The 25,033-nt window shown below is 66.6% G+C and carries 21 protein-coding genes; 9 read left to right on the top strand and 12 right to left on the bottom strand.

Features of this window, described 5'->3' with window-relative positions; genetic code table 11:
* Window positions 1-256: 256 nt before the first annotated feature.
* The gene (locus AC10QF_RS15760) at window positions 257-1,132 is read right to left on the bottom strand and encodes a LysR substrate-binding domain-containing protein (RefSeq protein ID WP_494542485.1); all 876 of its coding nucleotides are present in this window, start codon (window positions 1,130-1,132) and stop codon (window positions 257-259) included.
* Window positions 1,133-1,234: 102 nt separating this feature from the next.
* Between AC10QF_RS15760 and AC10QF_RS15755 the strand changes: the two genes are divergently transcribed.
* On the top strand, window positions 1,235-2,314 hold the full coding sequence (locus AC10QF_RS15755) for a YeiH family protein (RefSeq protein WP_494542484.1): 1,080 nt from the start codon (window positions 1,235-1,237) through the stop codon (window positions 2,312-2,314).
* A 102-nt stretch (window positions 2,315-2,416) separates the two neighbouring features.
* Entirely contained in the window at window positions 2,417-3,793 is a 1,377-nt protein-coding gene (dbpA, locus tag AC10QF_RS15750; protein WP_053501266.1) for an ATP-dependent RNA helicase DbpA, read from the top strand.
* Between the two features lie 92 nt (window positions 3,794-3,885).
* Here dbpA and AC10QF_RS15745 read toward each other — a convergent pair whose 3' ends face one another.
* The 4 genes from AC10QF_RS15745 to AC10QF_RS15730 form a co-directional block, all read right to left on the bottom strand.
* Complete coding sequence (locus AC10QF_RS15745) at window positions 3,886-4,422, bottom strand: adenine phosphoribosyltransferase (RefSeq protein ID WP_005416213.1); 537 nt, start codon at window positions 4,420-4,422, stop codon at window positions 3,886-3,888.
* Window positions 4,423-5,097: 675 nt separating this feature from the next.
* On the bottom strand, window positions 5,098-6,663 hold the full coding sequence (locus AC10QF_RS15740) for a protein adenylyltransferase SelO (RefSeq protein WP_197598880.1): 1,566 nt from the start codon (window positions 6,661-6,663) through the stop codon (window positions 5,098-5,100).
* A gap of 32 nt (window positions 6,664-6,695) precedes the next feature.
* Entirely contained in the window at window positions 6,696-7,385 is a 690-nt protein-coding gene (locus AC10QF_RS15735; protein WP_053500891.1) for a glutathione S-transferase family protein, read from the bottom strand.
* Window positions 7,386-7,540: 155 nt separating this feature from the next.
* Window positions 7,541-7,750, bottom strand: coding sequence for a cold-shock protein (locus AC10QF_RS15730; RefSeq protein ID WP_005416210.1), 210 nt, complete (start codon window positions 7,748-7,750; stop codon window positions 7,541-7,543).
* A 302-nt stretch (window positions 7,751-8,052) separates the two neighbouring features.
* Here AC10QF_RS15730 and AC10QF_RS15725 point away from each other — a divergent pair, with 302 nt between their 5' ends.
* On the top strand, window positions 8,053-8,541 hold the full coding sequence (locus AC10QF_RS15725) for a YaiI/YqxD family protein (RefSeq protein WP_111097299.1): 489 nt from the start codon (window positions 8,053-8,055) through the stop codon (window positions 8,539-8,541).
* Between the two features lie 13 nt (window positions 8,542-8,554).
* On the opposite strand, the gene AC10QF_RS15720 is transcribed toward AC10QF_RS15725, so the two are convergent.
* Window positions 8,555-9,424: a pseudouridine synthase gene (locus AC10QF_RS15720; RefSeq protein WP_494542483.1), complete on the bottom strand. Its 870-nt coding sequence runs from the start codon at window positions 9,422-9,424 to the stop codon at window positions 8,555-8,557.
* Between the two features lie 124 nt (window positions 9,425-9,548).
* On the opposite strand from AC10QF_RS15720, the gene AC10QF_RS15715 reads away from it, so the two are divergent.
* The 3 genes from AC10QF_RS15715 to AC10QF_RS15705 all read left to right on the top strand — a co-directional run bounded on the left by AC10QF_RS15715 (window position 9,549) and on the right by AC10QF_RS15705 (window position 13,439).
* Window positions 9,549-10,097, top strand: coding sequence for a YaeQ family protein (locus AC10QF_RS15715; RefSeq protein WP_058981770.1), 549 nt, complete (start codon window positions 9,549-9,551; stop codon window positions 10,095-10,097).
* On the top strand, window positions 10,094-11,278 hold the full coding sequence (locus AC10QF_RS15710; RefSeq protein ID WP_005416206.1) for a BaiN/RdsA family NAD(P)/FAD-dependent oxidoreductase: 1,185 nt from the start codon (window positions 10,094-10,096) through the stop codon (window positions 11,276-11,278). The genes AC10QF_RS15715 and AC10QF_RS15710 overlap by 4 nt, the downstream gene beginning before the upstream one ends.
* 91 nt (window positions 11,279-11,369) lie before the next feature.
* Window positions 11,370-13,439 (top strand): EAL domain-containing response regulator, encoded by a 2,070-nt coding sequence (locus AC10QF_RS15705; RefSeq protein ID WP_005416205.1) that lies wholly within the window; start codon window positions 11,370-11,372, stop codon window positions 13,437-13,439.
* 108 nt (window positions 13,440-13,547) lie between these two features.
* On the opposite strand, the gene fabV is transcribed toward AC10QF_RS15705, so the two are convergent.
* From fabV to tgt, 5 genes are all read right to left on the bottom strand, one after another.
* Window positions 13,548-14,807 (bottom strand): enoyl-ACP reductase FabV, encoded by a 1,260-nt coding sequence (gene fabV, locus AC10QF_RS15700; protein ID WP_353074947.1) that lies wholly within the window; start codon window positions 14,805-14,807, stop codon window positions 13,548-13,550.
* A gap of 732 nt (window positions 14,808-15,539) precedes the next feature.
* Window positions 15,540-16,520: a protein translocase subunit SecF gene (secF, locus tag AC10QF_RS15695; RefSeq protein WP_049413603.1), complete on the bottom strand. Its 981-nt coding sequence runs from the start codon at window positions 16,518-16,520 to the stop codon at window positions 15,540-15,542.
* A gap of 16 nt (window positions 16,521-16,536) precedes the next feature.
* Complete coding sequence (gene secD / locus AC10QF_RS15690) at window positions 16,537-18,393, bottom strand: protein translocase subunit SecD (RefSeq protein ID WP_072168294.1); 1,857 nt, start codon at window positions 18,391-18,393, stop codon at window positions 16,537-16,539.
* Between the two features lie 61 nt (window positions 18,394-18,454).
* Entirely contained in the window at window positions 18,455-18,799 is a 345-nt protein-coding gene (gene yajC, locus AC10QF_RS15685) for a preprotein translocase subunit YajC (protein WP_005416201.1), read from the bottom strand.
* A gap of 132 nt (window positions 18,800-18,931) precedes the next feature.
* Window positions 18,932-20,062 (bottom strand): tRNA guanosine(34) transglycosylase Tgt, encoded by a 1,131-nt coding sequence (gene tgt / locus AC10QF_RS15680; RefSeq protein WP_014646826.1) that lies wholly within the window; start codon window positions 20,060-20,062, stop codon window positions 18,932-18,934.
* Window positions 20,063-20,228: 166 nt separating this feature from the next.
* On the opposite strand from tgt, the gene AC10QF_RS15675 reads away from it, so the two are divergent.
* On the top strand, window positions 20,229-21,302 hold the full coding sequence (locus AC10QF_RS15675) for a type VI immunity family protein (protein ID WP_494542482.1): 1,074 nt from the start codon (window positions 20,229-20,231) through the stop codon (window positions 21,300-21,302).
* A 174-nt stretch (window positions 21,303-21,476) separates the two neighbouring features.
* On the opposite strand, the gene queA is transcribed toward AC10QF_RS15675, so the two are convergent.
* Window positions 21,477-22,544, bottom strand: a complete 1,068-nt coding sequence (gene queA / locus AC10QF_RS15670) for a tRNA preQ1(34) S-adenosylmethionine ribosyltransferase-isomerase QueA (protein WP_065185185.1) — start codon at window positions 22,542-22,544, stop codon at window positions 21,477-21,479.
* Between the two features lie 210 nt (window positions 22,545-22,754).
* Here queA and AC10QF_RS15665 point away from each other — a divergent pair, with 210 nt between their 5' ends.
* Window positions 22,755-24,251: an aminotransferase class III-fold pyridoxal phosphate-dependent enzyme gene (locus AC10QF_RS15665; RefSeq protein WP_005416198.1), complete on the top strand. Its 1,497-nt coding sequence runs from the start codon at window positions 22,755-22,757 to the stop codon at window positions 24,249-24,251.
* Between the two features lie 182 nt (window positions 24,252-24,433).
* Window positions 24,434-25,027 (top strand): LOG family protein, encoded by a 594-nt coding sequence (locus tag AC10QF_RS15660; RefSeq protein ID WP_005416197.1) that lies wholly within the window; start codon window positions 24,434-24,436, stop codon window positions 25,025-25,027.
* The last annotated feature ends 6 nt before the right edge of the window (window positions 25,028-25,033 follow it).

Below are 25,033 nucleotides of genomic sequence, written 5' to 3'. Positions count from 1 at the left end.
CTGCAGGACACGCCGTAAACCCATCCATGGCGCCAACGGTCCTGCAGCCCCACACCGCCCCGCCTTCGACAGATTTCTGCGATCTGTCGGAACGGCATTGTGCTCTGGTGGGTGGCGACCTTGGTCGACACGGCAGATCCAGGCCACGCGTGGATGAGCGCTGCAAGGCCTGTCGATCTGTCGGGGTCGGATCCCGTTGCTGCGCAACGGGCTCTGACCCCTTCGTGGAATTCGCGCAGTGCAAGACCGATCCCTGCTACTCCACGTCCCCCAGCAACGCCTGCAACCCCGGCAGCCACTGCTTGCCGGGATGCCGTACCAGCCACAGCGTGCGCTGCAGGGCCGGCAGCGGGGTCTCCAGCACGCGCAGGCGGCCCAGGGCCAATGGCTCTTCCAGCGCGTGACGCGAAAGACAGGCCAGGCCGAGGCCGGCGATGGCGGCCTGCTTGATTGCTTCGGTATTGCCCAGCTGCAGGGTCTGGGCGAAGCCACGCAGGTGCGGCAGCAGCGCCTGTTCGACAGCTTCGCGGGTGCCGGAGCCGGGCTCGCGCAGCAGCCAGCGGGCACGGCGCAGTTCGTCCAGCGACCAGCGCGGGGGAGCGTCGGCGGCGCCGACGATCACCAGCGGATCCTGCTGCCAGGCCGTGACCTGCAAACCGCGCTCATGGCACGGGCCTTCGATCAGGCCGGCGTCGACGTCCAGGCGCTGCACGGCGGCGACTACGCCAGCACTGTTGTCGATGCGCAGGTCGACTTCGGCCTGCGGCGCCTGCCGCAGCAGTTCAGCGATGCGCTGCGGCAGCAGGTAGTTGCCGATGGTGGTACTGGCGGCCAGTACCAACCGCAGCGGTGCCCCTTGCGACGGGTCTCCGCCGGCGGCCAGCTGCCGCTCCAGATCAGCGGCATTGACCAGCAGGGTGCGCGCCGGCTCCAGCAGTGCGCGGCCGTGCCCGTTCAGTGCCAGGCGACGGCCGATGCGGTCGAACAGCGGCGTACCGAAGTGCGCCTCCAGTTCCTGCAGGGCGGCGCTGCTGGCCGACTGCGAGAGCGCGATGGCCTGGCCGGCGGCGGTGGTGCTGCCGTGGTCGGCGATGGCGACGAAGACTTGCAGCTGGCGCAAGGTCAGGCGCATGGCATTTACCCGCTTGATAGGTAGGTTTCACCCATATTATTCGTTTTACAGGTCAGGGGCGAAGGCGCACGCTTGCCCCGTCACTACAGCCCTACCCCTGCCATGAACGCCCCCGCTCTCTCCTTCTGGTCCCTGCCCGCCCTGCGCCAACGCTGGCAGCCGCGCCTGCCCGGCCTTCTGCTGGCGGGCCTGATCGCGGCGGCATCGCTGTACCTGGCCGAGCTTCCCTGGTTGCAGGCGCATGGCCTGAGTGCACTGACCGTCGCCATCGTGGCCGGCATCGTGGTCGGCAACACCCTCTACCCGCGGCTGGCGCCGAGCAGCGCGGCCGGTGTCGGCTTCTCCAAGCACTGGCTGCTGCGCGCCGGCATCGTGCTGTACGGCCTGCGCCTGACCTTCCAGGACATCGGCCATGTCGGCGTCAGCGGCGTGCTGATGGACGTGCTGGTGGTCGCCAGCACCTTCGGCCTGGCCTGCTGGCTGGGCGTACGTGTGTTCAAGATGGAACGCGAGGCGGCAATGCTGATCGGCGCCGGCAGCGCGATCTGCGGTGCGGCAGCGGTGATGGCCGCCGAACCGGTGGTGCGTGGCCGCGCTGCGCAGGTCACTGTCGCGGTTTCTACCGTCGTGGTGTTCGGCACGCTGGCGATGTTCCTGTACCCGGCGCTGTATGCGCTGGTGCAGTCGCACGGCTGGCTGGCGATGGACGCGCGGCAGTACGGCCTGTTCACTGGTGCGACGGTGCACGAAGTGGCGCAGGTGGTGGCCGCCGGCCGCACGGTCAGCGAAGCCGCCGCCGATACCGCGGTGATCACCAAGATGGTGCGGGTGATGCTGCTGGCGCCGTTCCTGGTCGTGTTGTCGTTGTGGCTGGCGCGTGGCGGCAAGGCCAGCGCCGACGGCAGCAAGGCGCGCATCGTAGTGCCGTGGTTTGCGTTCGGTTTCGTGGCAGTGGCCGGTTTCAATTCACTGCACCTGCTGCCGGCCAGCCTGCAGGCCGGGCTGGTGCAGTTGGATACCGTGCTGCTGGCGATGGCGATGGCCGCGCTGGGCCTGACCACCCATGTCTCGGCGCTGCGCCAGGCCGGCCTGAAGCCACTGCTGCTGGCGCTGATCCTGTTCGCCTGGCTGCTGTTCGGTGGCCTGGCGATCCACCAGGGTGTCTTGACGGTGCTGGGCTGAGCAAGGCGTGCCGACCAACGGTCGGCACCCACCCGTAGATCCACGCCATGCGTGGATGGCGGCCCAGGACGGGCGCTGCCGCGCAGGCAGGTACAATGCGCCATGACTGACTTCTCGACCCTGCCGCTGAGCCCGGCCCTGCAGCCCGGCCTGGACGCCCTCGGCTACACCACCCTCACCCCCGTGCAGGCGCAGAGCCTGCCGGCCATCCTCGACGGCCACGATGTGATCGCACAGGCGCCGACCGGCAGCGGCAAGACCGCCGCCTTCGGGCTGGGCCTGCTGCAGGCCGTCGACCCCAGCCTGATCCGCGTGCAGGCGCTGGTCCTGTGCCCGACCCGCGAACTCGCCGACCAGGTCGGCAAGCAGATCCGCAAGCTGGCCACCGGCATTCCCAACCTGAAGCTGTTGCTGCTGGTAGGCGGCGTGCCGCTGGGCCCGCAGCTGGCCTCGCTGGAAGGCCACGACCCGCACGTGGTGGTGGGTACGCCCGGCCGCGTGCAGGAGCTGGCACGCAAGCGCGCGCTGAATCTTGGCGCGGTGCGCACGCTGGTGCTGGACGAGGCCGACCGCATGCTCGACATGGGCTTCGAGGAGCCGATCCGCGAGATCGCCGGCCGCACGCACAGGGATCGCCAGAGCCTGCTGTTCTCCGCCACCTTCCCCGACAGCATCCGCGCCATGGCGCGTGACCTGCTGCGCGACGCGGTGGAGGTGACCGTGGAAGGTGCCGACCAGGCACCGGCCATCCGCCACCTGTTCTGCGAGGTGGAACCGGCGCATCGCCAGAAGGCGCTGGCCGGCCTGCTGCTGAAGTACGCGCCGGAATCGGCGGTGGTGTTCTGCAACACCCGCAAGGACGTGGACGAAGTGGCCAACTCGCTGCAGCAGTTCGGCTTCTCCGCACTCGCCCTGCACGGCGACATGGAGCAGCGCGACCGTGAGGAAGTTCTGTTGCGGCTGGCCAACCGCAGCTGCAACGTGCTGGTCGCCAGCGACGTCGCCGCGCGCGGACTGGACGTGGAAGAGCTGGCGGCGGTGATCAACTACGAACTGCCGACCGACGTGGAGAGCTACCAGCATCGCGTGGGCCGTACCGGTCGCGCCGGTGCCAGCGGCCTGGCGATCAGCCTGGTGGCCGGCCGCGAGAAGACCCGCGCCGAAGCCATCGAAGCACAGCTGGGTCAGCCACTGGACTGGCAGAAGACGCCACTGGCGACCTCGCGCCCGGCCGAGTTGCCGCAGGCGGCGATGCGCACCCTGCGGATTGACGGCGGCAAGACCGACAAGCTGCGCCCGGGCGACATCCTCGGCGCACTGACCGGCGATGCCGGCCTGTCGAGCAAGTTCATCGGCAAGATCGCGATCTTCCCGACCCGCTCCTACGTGGCGATCGCGCGTGAACAGGCCAACAAGGCCGTCGCCAGGCTGGAAGCCGGCAAGATCAAGGGCCGTCGCTTCCGCGTGCGGATGATGTGATTGAAGCCGCGTTGCCAACCACGGTTGGCAACGACCGGCTCCCGGCTCTTCGCTCTGGTAGATGCCAACCTTGGTTGGCATTCACCCTTCGATCAGAACACCAGTTCGGTGTGCAGTGGCAAGCCCGCCTCCCAGCGGGCCCGGCCGCCCAGGCCATCGAGCTCGACCAGCACACCGGCGCCGACCACTTCAACACCCAGGCGGCGCACCAGCGACAATGCAGCGACCAGCGTGCCGCCGGTGGCCAGCACGTCATCGATGATTGCGACACGGGCACCGCCCGGCAGCGCGTCGGCGTGCACTTCGATGCAGTCGCTGCGGTACTCCAGCGTGTATTCCTCGCGCAGCACCTGGCCCGGCAGCTTGCCCGGCTTGCGCACCGGCACGAAGCCGACGCCCAGCTCCAGCGCCATCGCGGCGCCGAGGATGAAACCACGCGATTCGATGCCGACCACCGCGTCCAGCTTCTGGTCGCGCCAACGGTCGGCCATCGCGGTGATCGCGCCGCGGAAGTCCTCGCCGTGGGCGAGCAGCGGCATGATGTCCTTGAACAGGATGCCGGGCTTGGGGAAGTCGGCGATGTCGCGCAGGCGGGAGGCCCACTGCGGAGCGACGATGGCGTCGGTCATGTCACATTGGCTATCTGATGGCGGCATAGGGTACCTGTTCCGGGCGCCGGCTGCCTGTTGGGGGTGTCGGCAGGGCTGCGCCCTGCACCTGCGGTAGTGCCGGCCGCTGGCCGGCAACCTCAACGGCAACAGCGTGCATTCCGTGGGATGGCGGGGTGGGTCCGGCTGCGGGGGCCGCTGCAAGTACGTCCATGTAAGCTCGGTCGCCGCTTGCTCGTGTGCGCTTTCCTGCGCACACGGCAAGACCGGGGTTGGGCGTCCTGCCCAACCCGCCCGAGGCATGCCTCGGGCCCATGCGGCTCACGCCCCCGCAACCGGACCCACCCCGCCTTCGACAGAGTCCTGCGATCTGTCGTGGATCCACGCCATGCGCGGATGAATCTCCATCGAAATCGAATATTTCGAGAATTGAATGAAGAGCATCCACGCATGGCCTGGATCTACCGTGTCGACCAAGGTCGACACCTACCAACAGCCGCCGGAATCTGTCGGAGGTGGGGCGGTGTCGGAGTGCGGGGTGTCAGCCGCATGGATGCGGCTGCCAAGCCTACACGGACGTACTTGCAGCGTCCCCGCACTCCGACACCGCCCCGCCAAACCACGGAATCCAGCTTTTGCTCTGGCTGTTGACCTGGCCTCTGCGGGTGCAGGGCGCAGCCCTGCCGAAACCCACCCTCAGGAACTGCAGGACAGCATCGAGCAACCGGCGCGGTTGTCGGCCCACGCCGGGCGCTTGCCAGCGAAGTGCTCGAGTCCTGCGCGCTCGGTGTATGGGTCTCGCAGCACGTCCTGCAGCGCATGCACACCGCCGAGGTCACCCTGCTCTGCGCGGTCGATCGCTTCCTGCGCCAACCAGTTGCGCAGCACGTACAGCGGGTTGGCCGCTGTCATCTTCGCCACGCGTTCGCTGGCCGGCAGCGGATCGCTGCGCAGGCGCTCCGCGTAGTCCTGCAGCCAGTGCTGCAACGGTGCCTGCACTGCCTGTCGCCGCGCCTCGTCGTAGTACACCGCGTCCAGAACCGTAGCGTCCGCTGCCGACGGGTCGATGCGCATCAGTGCGCGCCAGGCCAGGGTCATGTCCATGGCACCCTCCTGCATCAGCTGCTGCCAGCGCTGGTAGAGCTGCAGGTCGTCATCGTCGGCCGCGGCCAGCCCCAGCTTTGCCGCGGCATCGCGACGCGTGCAGGCCACGAAGGTGGACTGGAAGGCCGCCAGGCCCGCCTGCAGCGGTGCGACATCGGCGAACAGCGGCGACAGCGCCTGGGCCAATCGGCTCAGGTTCCAGTACGCCACCTGCGGCTGGGTGCCGAAGCGGTAGCGGCGCCCCTGGGCGTCGGTGGTGTTCGGCGTCCAGTCCGGATCGAAATCCTCGACCCAGCCATAGGGGCCGTAATCCAGTGTGAGACCGAGCACGGACAGGTTGTCGGTGTTCATCACGCCGTGCACGAAGCCGACACGCATCCAGTGCGCGATCATCTCGGCAGTGCGCACCGCGATCTGCGCGAACCAGTCGCCGTACAGGGCCTCGCCCTGCCCTTCAAGCTCGGGGAAGTCGCGCGCGATGCAGGCATCGACCAGCTGCTGCAGCAGGGCGGTTTCACCCCGCGACGCCGGCAGTTCGAAGGAACCAAAGCGCAGGAACGACGGCGAGACCCGGCACACGATGGCACCAGGCTCGGCACGCGGGTGGCCGTCATAGAACATGTCGCGCACCACCTCCTCGCCGGTACCGACCAGCGACAACGCGCGCGTGGTCGGCACGCCCAGGTGGTGCATCGCTTCGCTGCACAGGAACTCGCGGATCGACGAGCGCAGCACTGCCCGTCCATCGGCACCGCGCGAGTAAGGCGTCGGCCCGGCCCCCTTCAGCTGCAGCTCCCAGTGGCGGCCATCGGGTGCCACCAGCTCGCCCAGTGAGATCGCACGCCCATCGCCGAGCTGGCCGGCCCAGTGACCGAACTGATGGCCACCGTAATTGGCGGCCCATGGCTGCATGCCGGCGTACAGCGCGTTGCCGCCGAATACATCGGCGAAGCCTTCGCTCTCGATCTCGGCAGCATCGAAGCCGAGCATCGTGGCAACCTCAGGCGACCACGCCAGCAACGTGGGCGCCACCACCGGGGTCGGCATCACCGGCGACCAGGCGGCACCCAGCACTTCGCGCCTGCGCGGGCCGGATTCGGGGTCACCCGGCAGGGCATGCAGCAGGCGGTTGTCGAAACGGGGGCTGTCGGTATCCATGACTCTGGAGGTGGGGGCGACCGCCGCCGGCCTCAATTGCCGCTGAGCGCCTGCAGATGGCCACCGTGGGCCTCGGCGCGCTGGTAAGCAGGCCGCTCGCTGATGCGCTTGAGGAAGCCACGCAGCGCCGGCTTGCCGTCGAGACCGCCACCGCGCGCGGCAGCAGCCTGGATCGGGAAGCTCATCTGGATGTCGGCCGCACTGAAGCGCTCGCCAGCAAACCATGGGCTTTCGGCCAGGCGGCGCTCCATCCAGTCCAGGTGCAGGCGCCGCTGTGGCCCAACGAAGCCCCGCTCGGCCTTGTCGGCAATGCTGCGTGCAATCGGGCGTGCGAAGAATGGCATGGGCGCATTACGGATGCGGCCCATCACCAGGGTCAGCAGCAGCGGCGGCATCGCCGAGCCTTCGGCATAGTGCAGCCAGTAGCGGTACGCGATGCGTTCGGTGCCGTCGGCCGGCATCGGTGACGGCGACAGCTGGCGTTGCGTGTCGTAACGGTCAGCGAGGTAGTCGAGGATCGCACCGGACTCGGCCAGTACCAGCTCGCCATCCTGCAGCACCGGCGACTTGCCGAGCGGATGCACGTTGCGCAGCTCCGGCGGCGCCAACAGCGTCTTCGGATCGCGCGGATAGCGGCGCAGTTCGTAGTCCAGCCCCAACTCCTCCAGCATCCACAGCACGCGCAGGGAACGGGAGTTTTCCAGGTGATGAACGATGCGCATGCGGACGATCCTTGGGAAGGCCGCCATCCTACCGCGCCGGCTGCATGCCCTTTGTAGAGTCGAGCCACGCTCGACTCTACAAAAAACAGCGGGCAATAAAAAACGCCGGAAGCTCTCGCCTCCGGCGTTCTGGCTACCCAACGGTAGCAGACGGATTAGACCGCCTGCACCTGGTCAGCCTGCATACCCTTCTGACCCTGGACGGCGATGAAGGTAACCTTCTGGCCTTCCTGCAGGGTCTTGAAGCCGGTGCCCTGGATCGCGCGGAAGTGCACGAACAGGTCCGGGCCGCTTTCCGGGGTGATGAAGCCGAAGCCCTTGGCGTCGTTGAACCACTTGACGGTGCCGGTCTGACGTTCAGACATTTTACTAACTCCTGAAACACATGTTGAAAAAAATCGCAGCCACCGGGTATCGGGGCCGAGACTGAGTTGCAGGCGTTGGTAAAGCGGATCGATGAGCGGATCGTGAGATCAACTGCACCAGGCCACGATTCACGGTGACCCTAGCAAACACAGTGGGTCGCACGATACGCGTGTTTTCCGCAAAAAGCGATAGTCCCGACGTTCATGGGATCAGGTCACCCGCTAGGCGTGACAAGGGTTGGCAGCCGTTCGCGGCTAACCCCGAGCCCCCATTCAGGTTTTTCCTACCCTACACTGGGGAAATGACTGAAGCTGAAACCCCCGCTGAATACGCGCCCCCTCGCATCTGGGTGGACGCGGACGCCTGTCCCACTGTCATTCGCGACATCCTGTTCCGTGCGGCTGAACGGGTGGGGATCGAATTGACCCTGGTCGCCAACCAGTGGATCCGCACCCCGCCCTCACGCTGGCTGCGCTCGATCCAGGTGCCTCAGGGGCTGGATGTGGCCGACAGCGCCATCGTCGAGCGGGTCGCCGCCGGAGACCTGGTCGTCACCCAGGACATCCCACTGGCTGCGCTGGTGCTGGAGAAAAAGGCCGTGGCGCTGAACCCGCGTGGCCAGCTGTACACCCCGAACAACATGGCCGAGCGGCTGTCGATGCGCAATTTCATGGAGGAACTGCGCGGCGCCGGGGTCCAGACCGGCGGACCGCCGCCCCTGGGACCCCGCGACCGGCAGCTGTTCGCCGCCGAGCTGGACCGCTGGCTGGCGCGACGCCCGGCCCGCTGAGCGCCTGGCCGCGTTAAGCCGGAAGGCTCAGGCTGCGGCCGCTGCTGAACGCCCGTCGTTCGCCGCTCAATGGGTCGTCGAAGGCCAGGGCCCGCGCCAGCAGCTGCAGCGGCGCCTCGGCGACGTTCGGCGGACGTTGCCAAAGCTGCGGGTACAGGTCGTCACCCATGATCGGCGCCCCCAGCATGGCCATGTGCACGCGCAGTTGATGCTTGCGGCCGGTCTCCGGCAGCAGCCGGTAGCGCCAGATCGGCCCTTCGGCCTCGATCAGCTCGATCCGGCTGCGCGCATTGGGCTCACCGGGCACTTCGGACATGCGGAAGAACGGCTCGCCCGGCACCAACCGGCTGTCCCGCTGCAACGGAAACGCCAGCCCCGGCAGCGCCGGTGCCAGGGCCTCATAAGTCTTTTCGATGCGCCGCTCACGGAACAGGCGCTGGTAAGCATCGCGCGACGCTCGCTGGGTCGAGAACAGCACCAGCCCGGCCGTCAGCCGATCCAGCCGGTGCAGCGGTACCAGATCGGCATTGCCGGTGCGGGCGACCAGCCGCGCCAGCAGCGTCTCGCGCACATGCCCACCCGCAGGTGTCACCGGCAGGAAATGCGGCTTGTCGGCCACCAGCAGGTGCGCATCCAGATGGACGATGGTCTCGACAAAGGGAATCACCGGTTCGTCGGCCACCTCGCGGAAGTACTGGATCTCCCGCCCGACCTGCCAGGGCATGTCCGCAGTGAGCGCCCTGCCCTGCGCATCCAGCACACGGCCACGCGCGAAGCGATCCTGCCATTGCGCGGGCGCGATGCGCGGGAAACGTGCACACAGGCCATCCAGCAGGGTGGCCCAGGGGCCGGGCGGCAGCTGCAACCGGCTGGGCAGGCTCATGGCGTCCACTCCGGCCACAGGAAAGACCTCAAGAGTGCCACCGTTGACGGCATGCAGACAGCCCAGCCACGGACACCCCCGGAGCAAACCTCTATCATTGTCGTCTTTAGTCCACGGACCCCCCATGGCTCTTACCGCCACCATCCGCAAGGCCGAACTGCAGATCAGCGACATGGATCGCGGCTATTACGCGACCCACAACCTGACCCTGGCCCAGCATCCGTCCGAGACCGACGAGCGCCTGATGGTGCGCCTGCTCGCCTTCGCACTGAACGCCGGCGACCGCCTGGAGTTCGGCCGCGGCCTGAGCACCGATGACGAACCCGATCTGTGGGAACACGACTACACCGGCGACATCCTGCAGTGGATCGACCTGGGTCATCCGGACGAATCGCGCATCCGCAAGGCCAGCAACCGCAGCCGCCAGGTGCAGGTGGTCAACTATGGCGGCAACGCCTCGGAGATCTGGTGGGGCAAGCAGGGCAAGGGCCTGGCGCGCTTCGACAACCTCTCGGTGGTCGACCTCGACGGTGCCTTCGTAGAACTGTGGGGCCAGCAGATCCAGCGCGCGATGCGCTGGAGCGTGCTGATCCAGGACGGTGAAGTGCAGCTGCTCAACGATCAGATGCAGCTCGACGTGATCCCGAACTGGCGCAAGCGCGCCAAGGCATGAGCACGATCCGTTGTGACGTGGTGGTCATCGGCGCCGGCGCAGCCGGGCTCATGACCGCGATCACGGCTGGCCAGCGCGGCCGCCAGGTGCAGGTGATCGACCATGCCAACAAGGTCGGCAAGAAGATCCTGATGTCCGGCGGTGGCCGCTGCAACTTCACCAACACCGGCACCACCCCGGCCAACTTCCTGTCGGCCAACCCGCACTTCTGCAAGTCGGCGCTGGCCCGCTACACGCCCTGGCACTTCATCGAGTTGGTGCACAAGCACGGCATCGCGTATCACGAAAAGGAACTGGGGCAGCTGTTCTGCGATGTCTCCTCCAAGCAGATCGTGAAAATGCTGGTGGACGAATGCCAGGCGGCCGGCGTGCAGATCCGTACCGACTGCAGCGTGCAGCGCATCGAGCACGGCAGCGATGGTTTCCGCGTGCACACCACGCACGGGCTGTTCCATTGCGCCTCGCTGGTGGTTGCCACCGGCGGCCTGTCGATTCCCAGCATGGGGGCCAGCGGCTTTGGCTATGAAGTGGCCCGCCAGTTCGGCCACCAGGTGCTGCCGACCCGCGCCGGGCTGGTGCCGCTGACCCTCAGCGGCAAGCATCAGGAACGGTTGGCCGACCTCAGCGGCGTGGCGCTACCGATCGAGGCGCGCTGCAACGGCAAGAGCTTCCAGAACTTCATGCTGCTGACCCACCGTGGCGTGAGCGGTCCGGCCATCCTGCAGATCTCTTCGTTCTGGCGGCCCGGCGATGCGCTGGAGCTGGACCTGTTGCCGGGCCAGGATGCGGGCGAGTGGCTGCGCCAGATGAAGCGCGACCGCCCCGCCGCCGAGCTGCGCACGGTGCTGGGCGAGGTACTGCCGAAGCGGCTGGCGCAGCGCCTGTGCGAGCACTGGCTGCCCGACCGCCCCGTGCGCCAGCTGGACGAGCCGGTGCTGCGCCAGGCTGCGCAGCTGCTGGGCGCATTCCCGCTGGTGGCCAGCGGCACCGAAGGCTACCGCACCGCCGAGGTCACCCTGGGCGGCGTGGACACCGCCGAAGTGTCATCCTCAACGATGGAATCCAAGCGCGTCCCCGGCCTGCACTTCGTTGGCGAGGTGCTGGACGTGACCGGCTGGCTGGGCGGCTACAACTTCCAATGGGCCTGGGCCAGCGGCCACGCAGCGGGCGGCGTGGTGTGAACCACTTCGCCGTTCCATGCGCGCGAGGGGTACGCGCATGGACGGTTCGCCGCGCATCGTGTATCTAGATTCGCAGATTGGGGAGCAGTGCATGCAGAACGCGAACGACATCACCATCCGCCTGCTGATCGTCGATGACAGCGGCGAGAATGCCGAAGCCATCGTCAGCACCCTGCGCAACAGCGGCATCGCGGTACGCCCGTGGCGCCCGCAGGATGCGGCCGAGCTGGCCCAGGTGCTGACCAGCCAGGCCATCGACCTGGTGCTGGCCTCGCCGTCGCAGGGCATTCCGCTGCAGCTGGCAGCCCAGCACATCGCTGCCAGCGGCAAGGACATCCCGCTGGTGCTGCTGGCCGAGCGCATCGACGAGGACGAACTGGTGCAGGCCAGCAGCCATGGCATCCGTGCCCTCGCCCTGCGCCAGCGCCCCGAGCACCTGCTCGCCGTGGTCCGCGACCAGTGGGTCGACCTGCAGGCACGCCGCGGCCTGCGCCGCATCGAGGCGCAGATGCGCGAGACCGAGCGCCGCTGCGACGCGCTGATCGCCTCCTCGCGCGACCCCATCGCCTACGTGCATGAAGGCATGCACATCCGCGCCAACGACGCCTATCTGGAGATGTTCGGCTACGAGCAATTCGACGACATCGAAGGCATTTCGCTGCTGGACATGGTCGCTGCCCAACACGTGGAGGGCTTCAAGCAGCTGCTGAAGGGCCTCAGCCGTGGCGAGGCGCCGCCGCCGCAGTACCAGCTCGACGCGCGCCACCAGGACGGCAGTGCGTTCCCGGCGACGATGGAATTTGCGGCGGCCACCTACGAAGGCGAGTCCTGCCTGCAGGTGGTGCTCCGCCGCCGCATGGAGTTCGACCCCGAGCTGGCACGCGAGGTCGAGGACCTGCGCCAGCGCGACCAGGTCACCGGCCTGCTCAATCGCCCGACCTTCATGCTGCAGCTGGAAAGCGCGGTGGCCCAGGCCGGGCGCAGCGAGGGCCAGTTCGGCCTGCTGCTGATCGAGCCGGACCACTACGCGCGCCTGCTGCCGGATATCGGCCTGGCCTCGGCCGATACCCTGATCGGCGCCCTCGCCGCCCTGCTGGCCGAAGTGGTTGGCGAGGACGCGCAACTGGCCCGTTTCGGCGAACACAATTTCGCCGTGCTGCAGGCCGGACCCTACGCACAGACCGTGGCGCTGGCCGAGCGCATCCGAGAAGCCTACGCCGCGCACGTCTTCAGCATCGGCGCACGCTCGGCCACGGTGACGGTCAGCATCGGTGGCGTACAGGTCGGTGAGAAGATCGCCAGCATCGGCCAGGTGCTGGCGCGCGCCAGCGAATGCACCCAGGCTGCAGCCGAGCTGGGTAACACCTGCCGCATCTTCGACCCCGCTGCCGCCGACCGTGTCGAGGAAGAGCGTGTGCAGCGCTGGGTGGCGCGCATCCGCGAGGCGCTGGCCGGCGACGGTTTCCAGCTTCACTACCAGCCGGTGCTGAACCTGCAGGGCGAACCACTGGAGCTGTACGAAGCCTATCTGCGCCTGGAAAACAATGGCGAGCTGCTGAGCCCGACCGCGTTCCTGGGCATCGCCGAGGAACACGGCCTGCTGGCCGACATCAACCGCTGGGTGGTCTCGCAGGCGATCGCGGTGCTGGGTGAACGCGCACGTGCGGGTCATGCCACCCAGGTGCTGGTGAAGGTCACGCCGGAATCGTTCGATGACCCACAGATGATCGCCACCCTGCACCGCGAACTGCAGGCACAGGGCGTGCCCGGCGAACGGCTGTGGCTGCATGCACCGGAAGCGAAGGTGTTCACCCACCTGCGCAGTGCACAGCAATTCCTTGCCGAAGTGGCGCCACTGGGCTGCCGCATCGGCCTGGAGCAGTTCGGTTCCGGGCTGGACTCGTTCCAGCTGCTGGCCCACTTCCAGCCGCAGTTCCTCAAGCTGGACCGGGGCTTCACCAGCGACCTGGCTGCCACCCGCGAGAACATCGACCGCATCAGCCAGATCACTGCGCGTGCTCAGGAAGCGGGCATCCGCACCATCGCCGAATTCGTCAGCGATGCCAACTCGATGACGCTGCTGTTCAGTGCCGGCGTGGATTACGTGCAGGGCGACTTTGTCGGCCCGGCGTTGCCGGAGATGGGGTTCGAATTCGGGTAACCGAGGGTAGTGCCGGCCGCTGGCCGGCAGCCTCAGGTACCCGGGGTTGCCGGCCAGCGGCCGGCACTACCAAACGAGAAGGCCGGCTTTCGCCGGCCTTCTGCCTGATCAGGTCATGTCGACCAGGTTGCCGATCTTCACGTCCGGGTTGACGTCGGCCTCGTAGTCGACGCCCTCCACGCCAAAACCGAACAGACGCAGGAAGTCGGCCTTGTAACCGGCCAGGTCGCTGATTTCGTACAGGTTCTCGTTGGTCACCTGTGGCCACAGCGCGACCACCTTGCCCTGCACGTCTGCGGCCATTTCCTTGTAGTCCGCACGCAGGCGGCCTTCCTCATCGACCAGCGCGACGGTGTGGCCGTCGCCATCGACCAGGTCGTGGCGCAGGCGATCGACCGCCACGCCATCGGACTTGCCGCCGTAAAGGATGTCGTACAGCACGTCGAGCTGCTCGATGCAGCCTTCGTGGGTGCCCTTTTCCTTCATCACCTTGAACAGCAGCGACAGGTACAGCGGCATGGTCGGAATGGCCGAGCTGGCCTGGGTCACGACGGCCTTCAGCACCGACACGCGTGCGTCGCCGCCGATTTTCGCCAGCTTTTCGCGCAGGCCCAGCACCTTGGTGTCCAGGTCCTTCTTGGCCGCGCCGATCGAGCCATTCCAGTAGATCGCCTGGGTGATCTCTTCGCCCACGTAGGTGAAGGCCGTGGTGGTACAACCATTGGCCAGCACGCCGGCATCGGCCAGCGCATCGATCCACATCTGCCAGTCCTCGCCGCCCATCACCGCGACGGTGCCGGCGATTTCTTCCGGGGTGGCCGGCTGCAGGGTGGTCTCGGTGATCACTTCCTTGTCGGTATCCAGCCCGCGCAGGGTGATCGGCTCGCCGATCGGCTTCAACGTGGAGCTGATGATCTCGCCGGTCTTCGGGTGCTTGCGGCGCGGCGCTGCCAGGCTGTAGACAACCTGGTCGACCTGGCCCAGATCGGCCTTGATCATTTCGATGGTCTTCGCCTTCACTTCATCGGAGAAGGCATCGCCATTGATGCTCTTGGCGTACAGGCCGGCTTCGTCGGCGTACTTGTGGAACGCGGCCGAGTTGTACCAGCCCGCGGTACCCGGCTTGGTCTCGCTGCCCGAGCGTTCGAAGAAGATGCCGAGGGTGGCAGCACCACTGCCGAAGGCAGCGGTGATGCGCGCAGCCAGGCCGTAGCCGGTGGACGCGCCGATCACCAGCACACGCTTGGGACCGTTCTGGATCGGCGGGCGCGCACGGATGTAGTCGATCTGCTGCTTGACCGCGGCCTCGCAGCCGGTCGGGTGGGTGGTGACGCAGATGAAGCCGCGGACGCGCGGTTTGATGACCATGGATACCTCGGGTTGGCAGATGCGGCGCGCGGGGCGCTCAGCAGGAGTAAGGGCGCGCACGCGCGCGAACCGCAGGATCGTAGTGCGCGGGGGAGGATTGCACAACCGACGCTGGCGTAGGGTGGGGTTTCTTTTGCAGGGTTGCACCCTGCACCTGCGGTAGTGCCGGCCGCTGGCCGGCAACCTCAACAGCAACGTCAAAAGCCGGGCTACTGAGGGATGCCGGGGTGGGTCCGGTTGCGGGGGACGCCGTTAACCCGTCCATGGGGGCTTGGCCGCGGCATCCATGCCGCGGACACCCCCGCAACCGGACCCACCCCGCCTTTGACAGTCTTCCGCGATCTGTCGGAACAGCTCTTGGGGTCAGATCCGTTTTCTGAAGGAAAACGGATCTGACCCCAGAATTGTTTCGATATCTGACAAATGTGTCGACCAAGGTCGACACCTACCGACAGCCGCAGGAATCTGTCGAAGGTGGGGCGGTGTCGGAGTGCGGGGTGTCAGCCGCATGGATGCGGCTGACAAGCCTACACGGACGTACTTGCGGCGTCCCCGCACTCCGACACCACCCCGCCCACCCACGGAAGGCACGCTCTTGCTGTTGCTGTTGCTGTTGCTGTTGCTGTTGCCGGCCAGCGGCCGGCACTACCGTGGGTGCAGGGCTGCAAGCCCTGCAACACAAAAAACCCCGCTTGCGCGGGGTTCTCTGTGGGTTGCGTGCAGCGCGAACGCTTACGGGCGACGGGCCAGGGCCTCAACGTCCTTCGCCTTCGGCAGCAGGTCCTGCTTGCTCACGCGCAGGACACCAATCGTCAGCATCGGCACCGCCACCAGGATCGAGGACAGCACCACGATCACCGCGCCGATCATGTGCGTCTCGGCCAGGCCTTCCATCGAGCTGCCGCCGTACAGGTACAGGGCAAGCGCCGACAGGAAGAACATCACGGCAGTGATCACCGTACGCGACAGCGTCTGGTTGATCGAACGGTTCAGCACTTCCATCGAATCCACACGCAGGCTGCGGAAGTTCTCACGGACGCGGTCGAAGACCACGATGATGTCGTTGATCGCAAAGCCCATCACCGACAGCAGGCCGGCCAGCACGGTCAGGTCGAACTCACGGCCCAGCAGGGACACGTAAGCGACCGTCACGATCAGGTCGAACATCGCCACGATGCTGGCGGTGACCGCGAACTTCCACTCGAAGCGCACCGCGATGTAGATCAGGAAGCCGGCCAGCATGAAGATGGTGGCATACAGGCCATTCATCGCCAGGTCCTTGCCGATCTGCGGGCCCACGAACTCGTTGCGGAGCACGGTGGCCTGATTGTCGGCAGTGGACAACGCCTTCACCACGGCAGCGGCCGTGGCCTTGTCCTCGTGGGCGGCGTCGCCGGTACCCGGAGCATGCTCGCCGTGCGGGGCCAGGCGGATCAGCAGGTCGGTGTTGCCACCGACGCTCTGCACCTGGGCCCCTTCGAAGCCACTCTGCTCGAGCTTGGTGCGGACCTGCTCAACATCCACCGCCTTGTCGAAGCGGGCTTCGATCAGGGTGCCGCCGGTGAAGTCCAGCGCGTAGTTGAAGCCCTTGATGCCGATGATGGCGACCGAGGCCAGGAACACCACGATGGTGACTGCCATGGCGACATGGCGCCAGCGCATGAAGTCGATCTTGGTGTCGTTCGGGAGGATGTGCAGCGGAAACAGTTTCATTGTGCGTGTCGTCCCGTCAGATGGCCACGTTCTGGAGCTTCTTGCGACGGCCGTAGATCAGCGTCGCCAGCGCACGCGACACGGTGATCGCGGTGAACATGGAGGCGAAAATACCGATGATCATGGTCAGCGCGAAGCCCTTCAGCGGACCGGTACCGAATGCAAACAGCGCCACGCCGACGATCAGGCCGGTCAGGTTGGCGTCGAGGATGGTGCCCGAGGCACGCTCGTAACCGGTCACGATCGCCGTCTTGCCCGGCACACCGGCTCGCAGCTCTTCACGGATACGCTCGTTGATCAGCACGTTGGCGTCCACCGACAGGCCAACCGACAACGCCAGGCCGGCAAAGCCCGGCAGGGTCATGGTGGCACCGAACAGCGACATCACCGCCACTACGATCAGCAGGTTGAACAGCATCGCTGCCGAGGTGATCACACCGAACATGCGGTAGTACACGCTGAAGAACACCAGGGTGAACAGGAACGCGAACACCACCGCGCGCATGCCGTTCTTGACGTTCTCGGCGCCGAGGCTCGGGCCGACCACGCGCTCCTCGACGAAGTCCATCGGCGCAGCCAGCGAACCCGACTTCAGCAGCTTGGCCAGGTCTTCGGCTTCCTTCTTCTGCAGGCCGGTGGTCTGGAAGTTCTTGCCGAACACGCCGTTGATGTTGGCCACCGAGATCACTTCCTCGTTGACCTTGAAGCCACGCACTTCCTGGCCGTCGACGACGGTTACGGTCGGCACGCGCTCGGTGTAGACCACCGCCATCGGCTTGTTCACGTTGGCGCTGGTGAAGTCGAACATGCGCTGGCCACCGACGTTGTTCAGCGTCACGCTGACCGCCGGCGAGCCGCTGTTCGAATCGGTCACCGCCTGCGCACCGACCATCTGGTCGCCGGTGACGATCACGCGCTTGTTCAGCAGGATCGGGCCGCGGCCGTCACGCTGCTGGTAGACCTTCGCTTCCGGCGGAATGCGGCCGGAGTTGATGGCGTCCTGCGCATTGCCTTCAACCACCGCACGGTACTCCAGGGTGGCGGTGGCACCGATCATGCGCTTGGCTTCGGCGGTGTCCTGCACGCCCGGCAGCTGCACGACCACACGGTCGGCACCCTGGCGCTGGATGATCGGCTCGGCCACGCCGAGCTGGTTCACGCGGTTGCGCAGGGTGTTGATGTTCTGCTCGATGGCGCCGTTGGCGATCTGCGTGATCTCGGTCTCCGGCACGGTGACCGTGATGCGGTTGCCGCTGACGTCATAGCCGAGGGTCGGCTGCGCCTTGACCAGCGCGGCGCGGGCGCGCTGCGCGGCGTCATCGCCGGCGGATGGGCTCAGGTTGGCCACGATGCTGTTGTCGGCGCGGCGTTCCACCGACTGGTAGGCGATGCGCGCGTCACGCAGGGTGCTGCGCACGTCTTCGGTATAGGCATCCAGGCGCTTGTCGAGGGCAGCCTTCTGGTCGACCTGCAGCACGAAATGCACGCCGCCCTGCAGGTCCAGGCCCAGCACCATCGGGCGACCGCCGAGGTTGGCCAGCCAGTCGGGCACGGTCGAAGCCAGGTTCAGCGCCACGGTGTACTTCTCGCCGACGGTGTCACGCAGGACGTCGCTGGCAGCGGACTGCGACTTCAGGTCCGACAGGCGGACGATCAGGCTTTCCCCTTCCTTTTCGGCACCGATGGTGGCGATGCCGGCCTTTTTCAGGTCGGCCAGCACACGGTCGCGCAGCGCATCGTCGATCTGCCCGCCACGGTTGGCGGTGATCTGGATGGCCGGGTCCTTCTGGTAGATGTTGGGCAGCGCATACAGCGCGCTGAGCGCCAGTACGATCAGGATGACGACGTACTTCCAGCGTGGAAATTCGAGCATTGCTTGGGTCCCGCGCGGCGCCATCCCCGGCGCCGCGGTTGTGCTTCGGAAAGGGAGTGGCTTACTTGGCCGAATCCAGGGTGCCGGTCGGCAGCACGCTGCCGACAGCGCCCTTCTGCACGCGGATGCGAACGTTGTCGGCCACTTCGACGGTGATGAAGTGGTCGCCAATGTCGGTGACCTTGCCGGCGATGCCGCCGTTGGTCAGCACTTCATCGCCGCGCTTGATCTTCTCCAGCATGGCCTTGTGCTCCTTCTGCCGCTTCATCTGCGGGCGGATCATCAGGAAGTACATGATGGCGATCAGGATGATCGGGAACAGCAGCGTGGTCAGGCCCATGCCCTGCGGTTGGCCGCCGGCGGCCTGGGCGTGGGCGGCGGGAATCAGGAAAGCAAGCAGGTTCATCGTTGGTCCTTTGGTTGGGCGGCGCTCCCGTCCCTTAGGGGCGGGGGTGTCGACCGCGGATCTGGGTCAGCCTTGAAGTATGCCACGGCCCCGGGCGTTCGTCCTTGGGCCGTTCGGCAGGGGGCGTCGGGGTTACAGCGGCGGGGCCACCGCTCCGCGTGCCGCGTAGAAGGACTCGCGGAAGGCCAGGAAGGTTCCCGCCTCGATCGCGGCACGGATGTCGGCCATGAGCTTTTCGTAATAGAACAGGTTGTGCAGGGTGCCCAGCATCGGCGCCAGCATCTCGTTGCAGCGGTCCAGGTGGCGCAGGTAGGACCGGGTGTAACCGCCGGTGCAGGCCACGCAGCCGCAGCCCGGCTCGATCGGGTCCATGTCCCGCGCGTACTGGGAATTGCGGATGCGAACGGTGCCGAACGAGGTGAAATAGTGGCCGTTGCGCGCATTACGGGTCGGCATCACGCAGTCGAACATGTCCACGCCGCGTGCCACGCCCTCGACCAGGTCCTCCGGCCGGCCCACGCCCATCAGGTAACGCGGGCGGTCGCCCGGCAGCTCCGGATCCAGGTGGTCGAGCATGGCGTTGCGCTCGTGCTCCGGCTCGCCCACGGCCAGGCCGCCGATGGCGTAGCCGTCGAAGCCGATCGCCTGCAGGGCGTCGGCCGAGCGGCTGCGCAGGTCGGTGTGCACGCCCCCCTGGACGATGCCGAACAAGGCCGCGTCGTTGCCCAGCTCGTCATGCGCGTTGCGGCTGCGCTGGGCCCAGCGCAGGCTCAGCTCCATGGAACGGCGGGCAACGTCTTCGGTGGCCGGGTACGGGGTGCACTCGTCGAAGATCATCACGATGTCCGAATCGAGCACCTTCTGGATCTTCATGCTCTCCTCGGGACCGAGGAACACCCGGGCGCCGTCGGTGGGCGAGGCAAAGGTCACGCCCTGCTCGGTGATCTTGCGTCGATGGGCCAGCGAGAACACCTGGAAACCGCCGGAGTCGGTCAGGATCGGGCCATCCCAGCGGCAGAAGCCGTGCAGCCCGCCGTGGTCGGCGATGATGTCCAGGCCGGGGCGCAGGTACAGGTGGAAGGTGTTGCCGAGGATGATCTCGGCGCCCAGCGCCCGCACCTGGTCCGGCAGGATGCCCTTGACCGAGCCATAGGTCCCCACCGGCATGAAGGCCGGCGTTTCCACCGTGCCACGCGGGAAGGTCAGGCGGCCACGGCGGGCACGGCCATCGCGGGTCTGGAGCTGGAACTGCAGTCGGGACATGGAGCGGTCGTTCAGGCAAATAGTCGCCCATTGTCTCCCAAAACCGGGGCGGCCGCCCATTCAGGCCTGAACAGGCTCCATCTGACACTTTACCTGTCGCAATTGGCCTTGGCGGCGGAACGTCTTCCTCCTAGGGTGACCAGCCCCACATGCTGGCACTCCACTCATGCCCACCCTGCGCGACCTTCCTCTGGAAACTGAATGGTTTCCGGACGCACAGGAGTCGCTGGAGTTTCCAGGCGACCTGCTTCTTCCGAGCGGCCCAGCGAACTACGTAGGCGCAGTGATGTGTCTACGCCTGACGCTGTACTTCAAGGACGCACATCTGGCCTGCACGAGAGAAAACCTGTGCCTTTGCTTCGACGCGTTCCGCGAGCACGCGGGAGGCGAATTGTCATGGCTCTGGCGCGAGAAACCAACGGATGGACGATCCCGGCAGCGCGTCAAGGACAGCAAAGCTCTGCGAGAAATGATCGAGCCCATGTTGGAAGACGACCATCTCAGCTTCTGCTACACCAGCGGTCCCAATGCTGAAGACGCCGGAGCCTGGCAGTTCCGTGTTTACGGCAAGCGCGGCTGGCAATCCCGAATGGGCAACGACATGAGTGTCCTTGAACTGTCGGTCCCGACTGGCCATTTCTCAGGAAAGGAATGCCAGTTCATTAAACTGGCGATCAAATGTGCACACTGGTTGAGGGCCGCACATGGGCATGCCGGCTACGCATTGAATCTGAGCGCAGTACGCCGAGAGCGCAATGAGCCCATTGAAGCAGTGCTGGCCCAGCGCCTTCCCGGCCTGGATGTGGGGGACGCCGCGCTCCTGGCGAACCGGGCGGAACTCAAGCATCTCAAGATCAAGACGGTGAGCTGGTTGACCCTACTGGATGACGCCCGGCTGGCAGCGGCTGGAGGGCTTGATCAGCTCCGCAGCGCTCTCCCCGAGCAGTATTTCAGGCTCCAAGGGTATGGCGGCGGCGTCTTGATCCAGGCTGGAGCGCGACCCCTCGCCTACGCTGATGCAGAAGATCCTCGCGCCCCTGAATATGTACTGCTCGACCATCAACTCCGGGGTCTGCGACCTGCGTCGGTCGGCAATCTCCATTCCAACCCAAAGTCCACAGAACCGAGGCTGATCGGCCGGATCGCCGATCAGTGGATGCGTCGATTTGAAGTCGATCCTTCAGAGATCTCGATTCACGAAGCAAGGCTTGCGCAGCAGCATCCATGCACAATCGAATGAGCCAAGGCGAGCAAATGAACAAAATCCCTGGTGGAAAAATTGAGCAGAAAGCCGATCGAATCGCCCCGGGTACCAGCCCCGTAGCCGGACACGCATGGCGTGGATTCCACCTTCAGGCACAAGCGGTGCGCACCAACGGTGCGCACCCAGCACTATCAGGCAGAGGTCAGCCCCCTACTCCGCCTGCGGGAACAGCAGCATTGCGTCGCCGTAGCTGAAGAAGCGGTAGCGCTGCTCGATCGCGTGCCGGTAGGCCTCGAACACGCGGTCCTTGCCTGCAAACGCCGAGATCATCATCAGCAGCGTGCTTTCCGGCAGGTGGAAATTGGTCACCATCGCGTCGACGCTGCGGATGCGGTAGCCCGGGGTGATGAAGATCTGGGTCTCGCCGGCGAACGGCAGCAGCTCGCCATCGCGCATCGCGCTTTCCAGCGCGCGCACCACGGTGGTGCCGACGCCGATCACCCGGCCGCCGCCGGCGCGCGTGCGCCGCACCTGCTGCACCAGTTCGGCGCCGACGTTCAGCCACTCGCGGTGCATCACGTGGTCCTTCAGGTCATCGGCGCGTACCGGCTGGAAGGTGCCCGCGCCCACGTGCAGGGTGACGTGGCCGAACTCCACGCCCTTGTCCTTCAGCGCCGCCAGCAGCGGTTCGTCGAAATGCAGGCCGGCGGTCGGTGCCGCCACCGCGCCTACCTCGCGCGCGAACACGGTCTGGTAGCGCTCGCGGTCGTCCACGCCCGGCTCGCGCTGGATGTAGGGCGGCAACGGCAGGCGGCCGGCATGCAGCAGCCACTGTTCCAGCGATTCCGGCACATGGAACTGCAGCACGTAGAACTCGCCATCGCGGCCCAGCACCTCGGCTTCGCCACCGGCATCCAGCGCGATGCGGCTGCCGGCCTTCGGCGACTTGCTGGCGCCGACCTGCGCACGCGCCTGCTGACCGCCGAGCAGACGCTCGATCAGGATCTCCACGCGGCCGCCGCTGGCCTTCTGCCCGAACAGGCGCGCCGGAATCACCCGGGTGTCGTTGAACACCAGCAGGTCGCCCGGCTGCAGCAGCGACGGCAGGTCACGCACCTGCAGGTCGGTGAAGGCGGCAGGTGCCGGCGGTACCAGCAGCAGGCGGCTGGCGGAGCGTTCGGCCAGGGGAGCCTGCGCGATCAGTTCAGCCGGCAGGTCGTAGTGGAAATCGGACTTCTTCAAGGCGGTGGGCGGCAACAGGTCGACAATGGCGCGCATTGTACGTCCAGCGTCTGCGAGCCGGCGCACTTCGCGGCGAACGTCGCGCAAAATGCTGCTATGCAGCAGGTTTCTGCGGGGTTATCGCGCAAAAAAACAAGTGCTAGCATCGAACCGGAAGTCCGCTGCACGAGCCTGCCCCAAGCGCGCGTGATGACGCGCGTTTTGCTTTTGATGGCCCGTGCGACCCATTGTTTCAGGAGATCTGCAATGAGCTTCATCGAACGCCTCGCCCCCCTGCGCAACCAGCCCGGCACCCGCCTCACCACTGGCCTGGACGATGCCACCCTGACCGCCCTGTCCGCCAACCACCCGCAGCTGATCGCCGCAGTGGACGCCGCCGCCGAGGAATTCGCGCGCGTGCAGGCCGACCTGGGGCCGCTGCTGGCGCAGGACGAACAGGCACAGATCGACGCGATGCAGGACGGATTCGTCAATTTCTATGCCGATGACGCGGTGACCCCGTACGTGGCGCTGGCCGCGCGCGGCCCATGGGTGGTCACCCTGAAGGGCGCCGTGCTGTACGACGCCGGCGGCTACGGCATGCTCGGCTTCGGGCACACCCCGGACGCCGTGCTGGAGGCCATGGCGCGCCCACAGGTGATGGCCAACATCATGACCCCCAGCCTGTCGCAGCAGCGCTTCATCACCGCCCTGCGCGCCGAGATCGGCCACCGCCGTGGCGGCTGCCCGTTCGCCCGTTTCATGTGCCTGAATTCCGGCTCCGAAGCCGTCGGCCTGGCCGCGCGCATCGCCGACGTCAACGCCAAGCTGCAGACCGATCCTGGCGCACGTCACGCCGGCGCTACGATCAAGCGCGTGGTGGTCAAGGGCAGCTTCCATGGCCGTACCGACCGCCCTGCCCTCTATTCGGATTCCAGCCGCAAGAGCTACATGCAGCACCTGGCCAGCTACCGTGGCGAGGACTCGGTGATCACCGTGGCGCCTTACGACGAGGCCGGCCTGCGCAAGGTGTTCGAGGATGCTGCACGCAACCAATGGTTCATCGAAGCCGTATTCCTGGAGCCGGTGATGGGCGAAGGCGACCCGGGCCGTTCGGTGCCGCCGTCGTTCTATGCCGTTGCCCGTGAGCTGACCCGTGCGCATGGCAGCCTGCTGCTGCTCGACTCGATCCAGGCCGGCCTGCGCGCGCATGGCGTGCTGTCGGTGGTCGATTACCCGGGCTTTGAAGGCCTTGACCCGCCGGACATGGAGACCTATTCCAAGGCGCTCAACGCCGCGCAGTACCCGCTGTCGGTGCTGGCGGTGACCGAGCATGCTGCGCAGCTGTACCGCAAGGGCATCTACGGCAACACCATGACCAGCAACCCGCGTGCGCTGGACGTCGCCTGCGCCACCCTGGCACAGCTGACCCCACAGGTACGCGCCAACATCGCCGAGCGCGGTGCCGAGGCCGTGCGCAAGCTGGAACAGCTCAAGAGCGAGCTGGGCGGCCTGATCACCAAGGTGCAGGGCACCGGGCTGCTGTTCTCGTGCGAGCTGGCCCCGCAGTTCAAGTGTTATGGCGCCAACTCCACCGAGGAATGGCTGCGCCAGCACGGCATCAACGTGATTCACGGTGGTGAGAACTCGCTGCGCTTCACCCCGCACTTCGGCATGGACAGCCAGGAGCTGGACCTGCTGGTGGCCATGGTGGGCCGTGCCCTGCGTGAAGGCCCGCGCCGCGAGCAGGCCGCGGCGGCGTAAGCCATCGCTTACGTAGAGCCGAGCCCATGCTCGGCTGGCCTTTGCCGTGATCTGGACGAAGCGCAGCCGAGCATGGCTCGGCTCTACAGAAGGGGCGATAATTTACCTGCACCCCGCCCGCAACCGCTGACCCGGTTGCCGGCGGGGCGTTTTCGTTTCCGCACCAAGAGACAAGACCCCCCATGAAGTCGATCTGTGTGTACTGTGGTTCCAACGCTGGCAGCAAGCCGGCCTATACCGAACGCGCCATTGCACTGGGCGACCGCATTGCCCGCGATGGCCTGCGCCTGGTGTATGGCGGCGGCAACGTTGGCCTGATGGGTACCGTGGCCAACGCCGTGCTCGCCGCTGGCGGCGAGGTGACCGGCGTGATCCCGCGCCAGCTGGCCGACTGGGAAGTGGCCCACCGCGGCCTGACCGAACTGGAGATCGTCGGCTCGATGCATGAGCGCAAGTCGCGCATGTTCGACCTCGCCGATGGCTTCGTTGCCCTGCCCGGTGGCTTCGGCACCATGGAAGAGATCTTCGAGATGCTGACCTGGCGCCAGCTGGGCATCGGCAACAAGCCGTGCGCGTTCCTCGATGTGGAAGGTTTCTACGCGCCGCTGATCGGCATGATCGACCGCATGGTGGAAGAGCGTTTCCTGCATCCGGACCAGCGCCAGGACCTCTGGTACGGCTCGGACATCGAGGAAATGCTGGTGTGGATGCAGAACTACCAGCCGGCCCAGGCCTCGAAGTGGATCGACGAGAAACGTCGCTCGGCTCTGCGCTGAAGCGAA

Source organism: Stenotrophomonas maltophilia complex sp. Om-AH-Sm3, from assembly GCF_059337855.1.
Note: the sequence above shows the minus strand (reverse complement) of the source record. Positions and strands in the feature narration are given on the sequence as shown.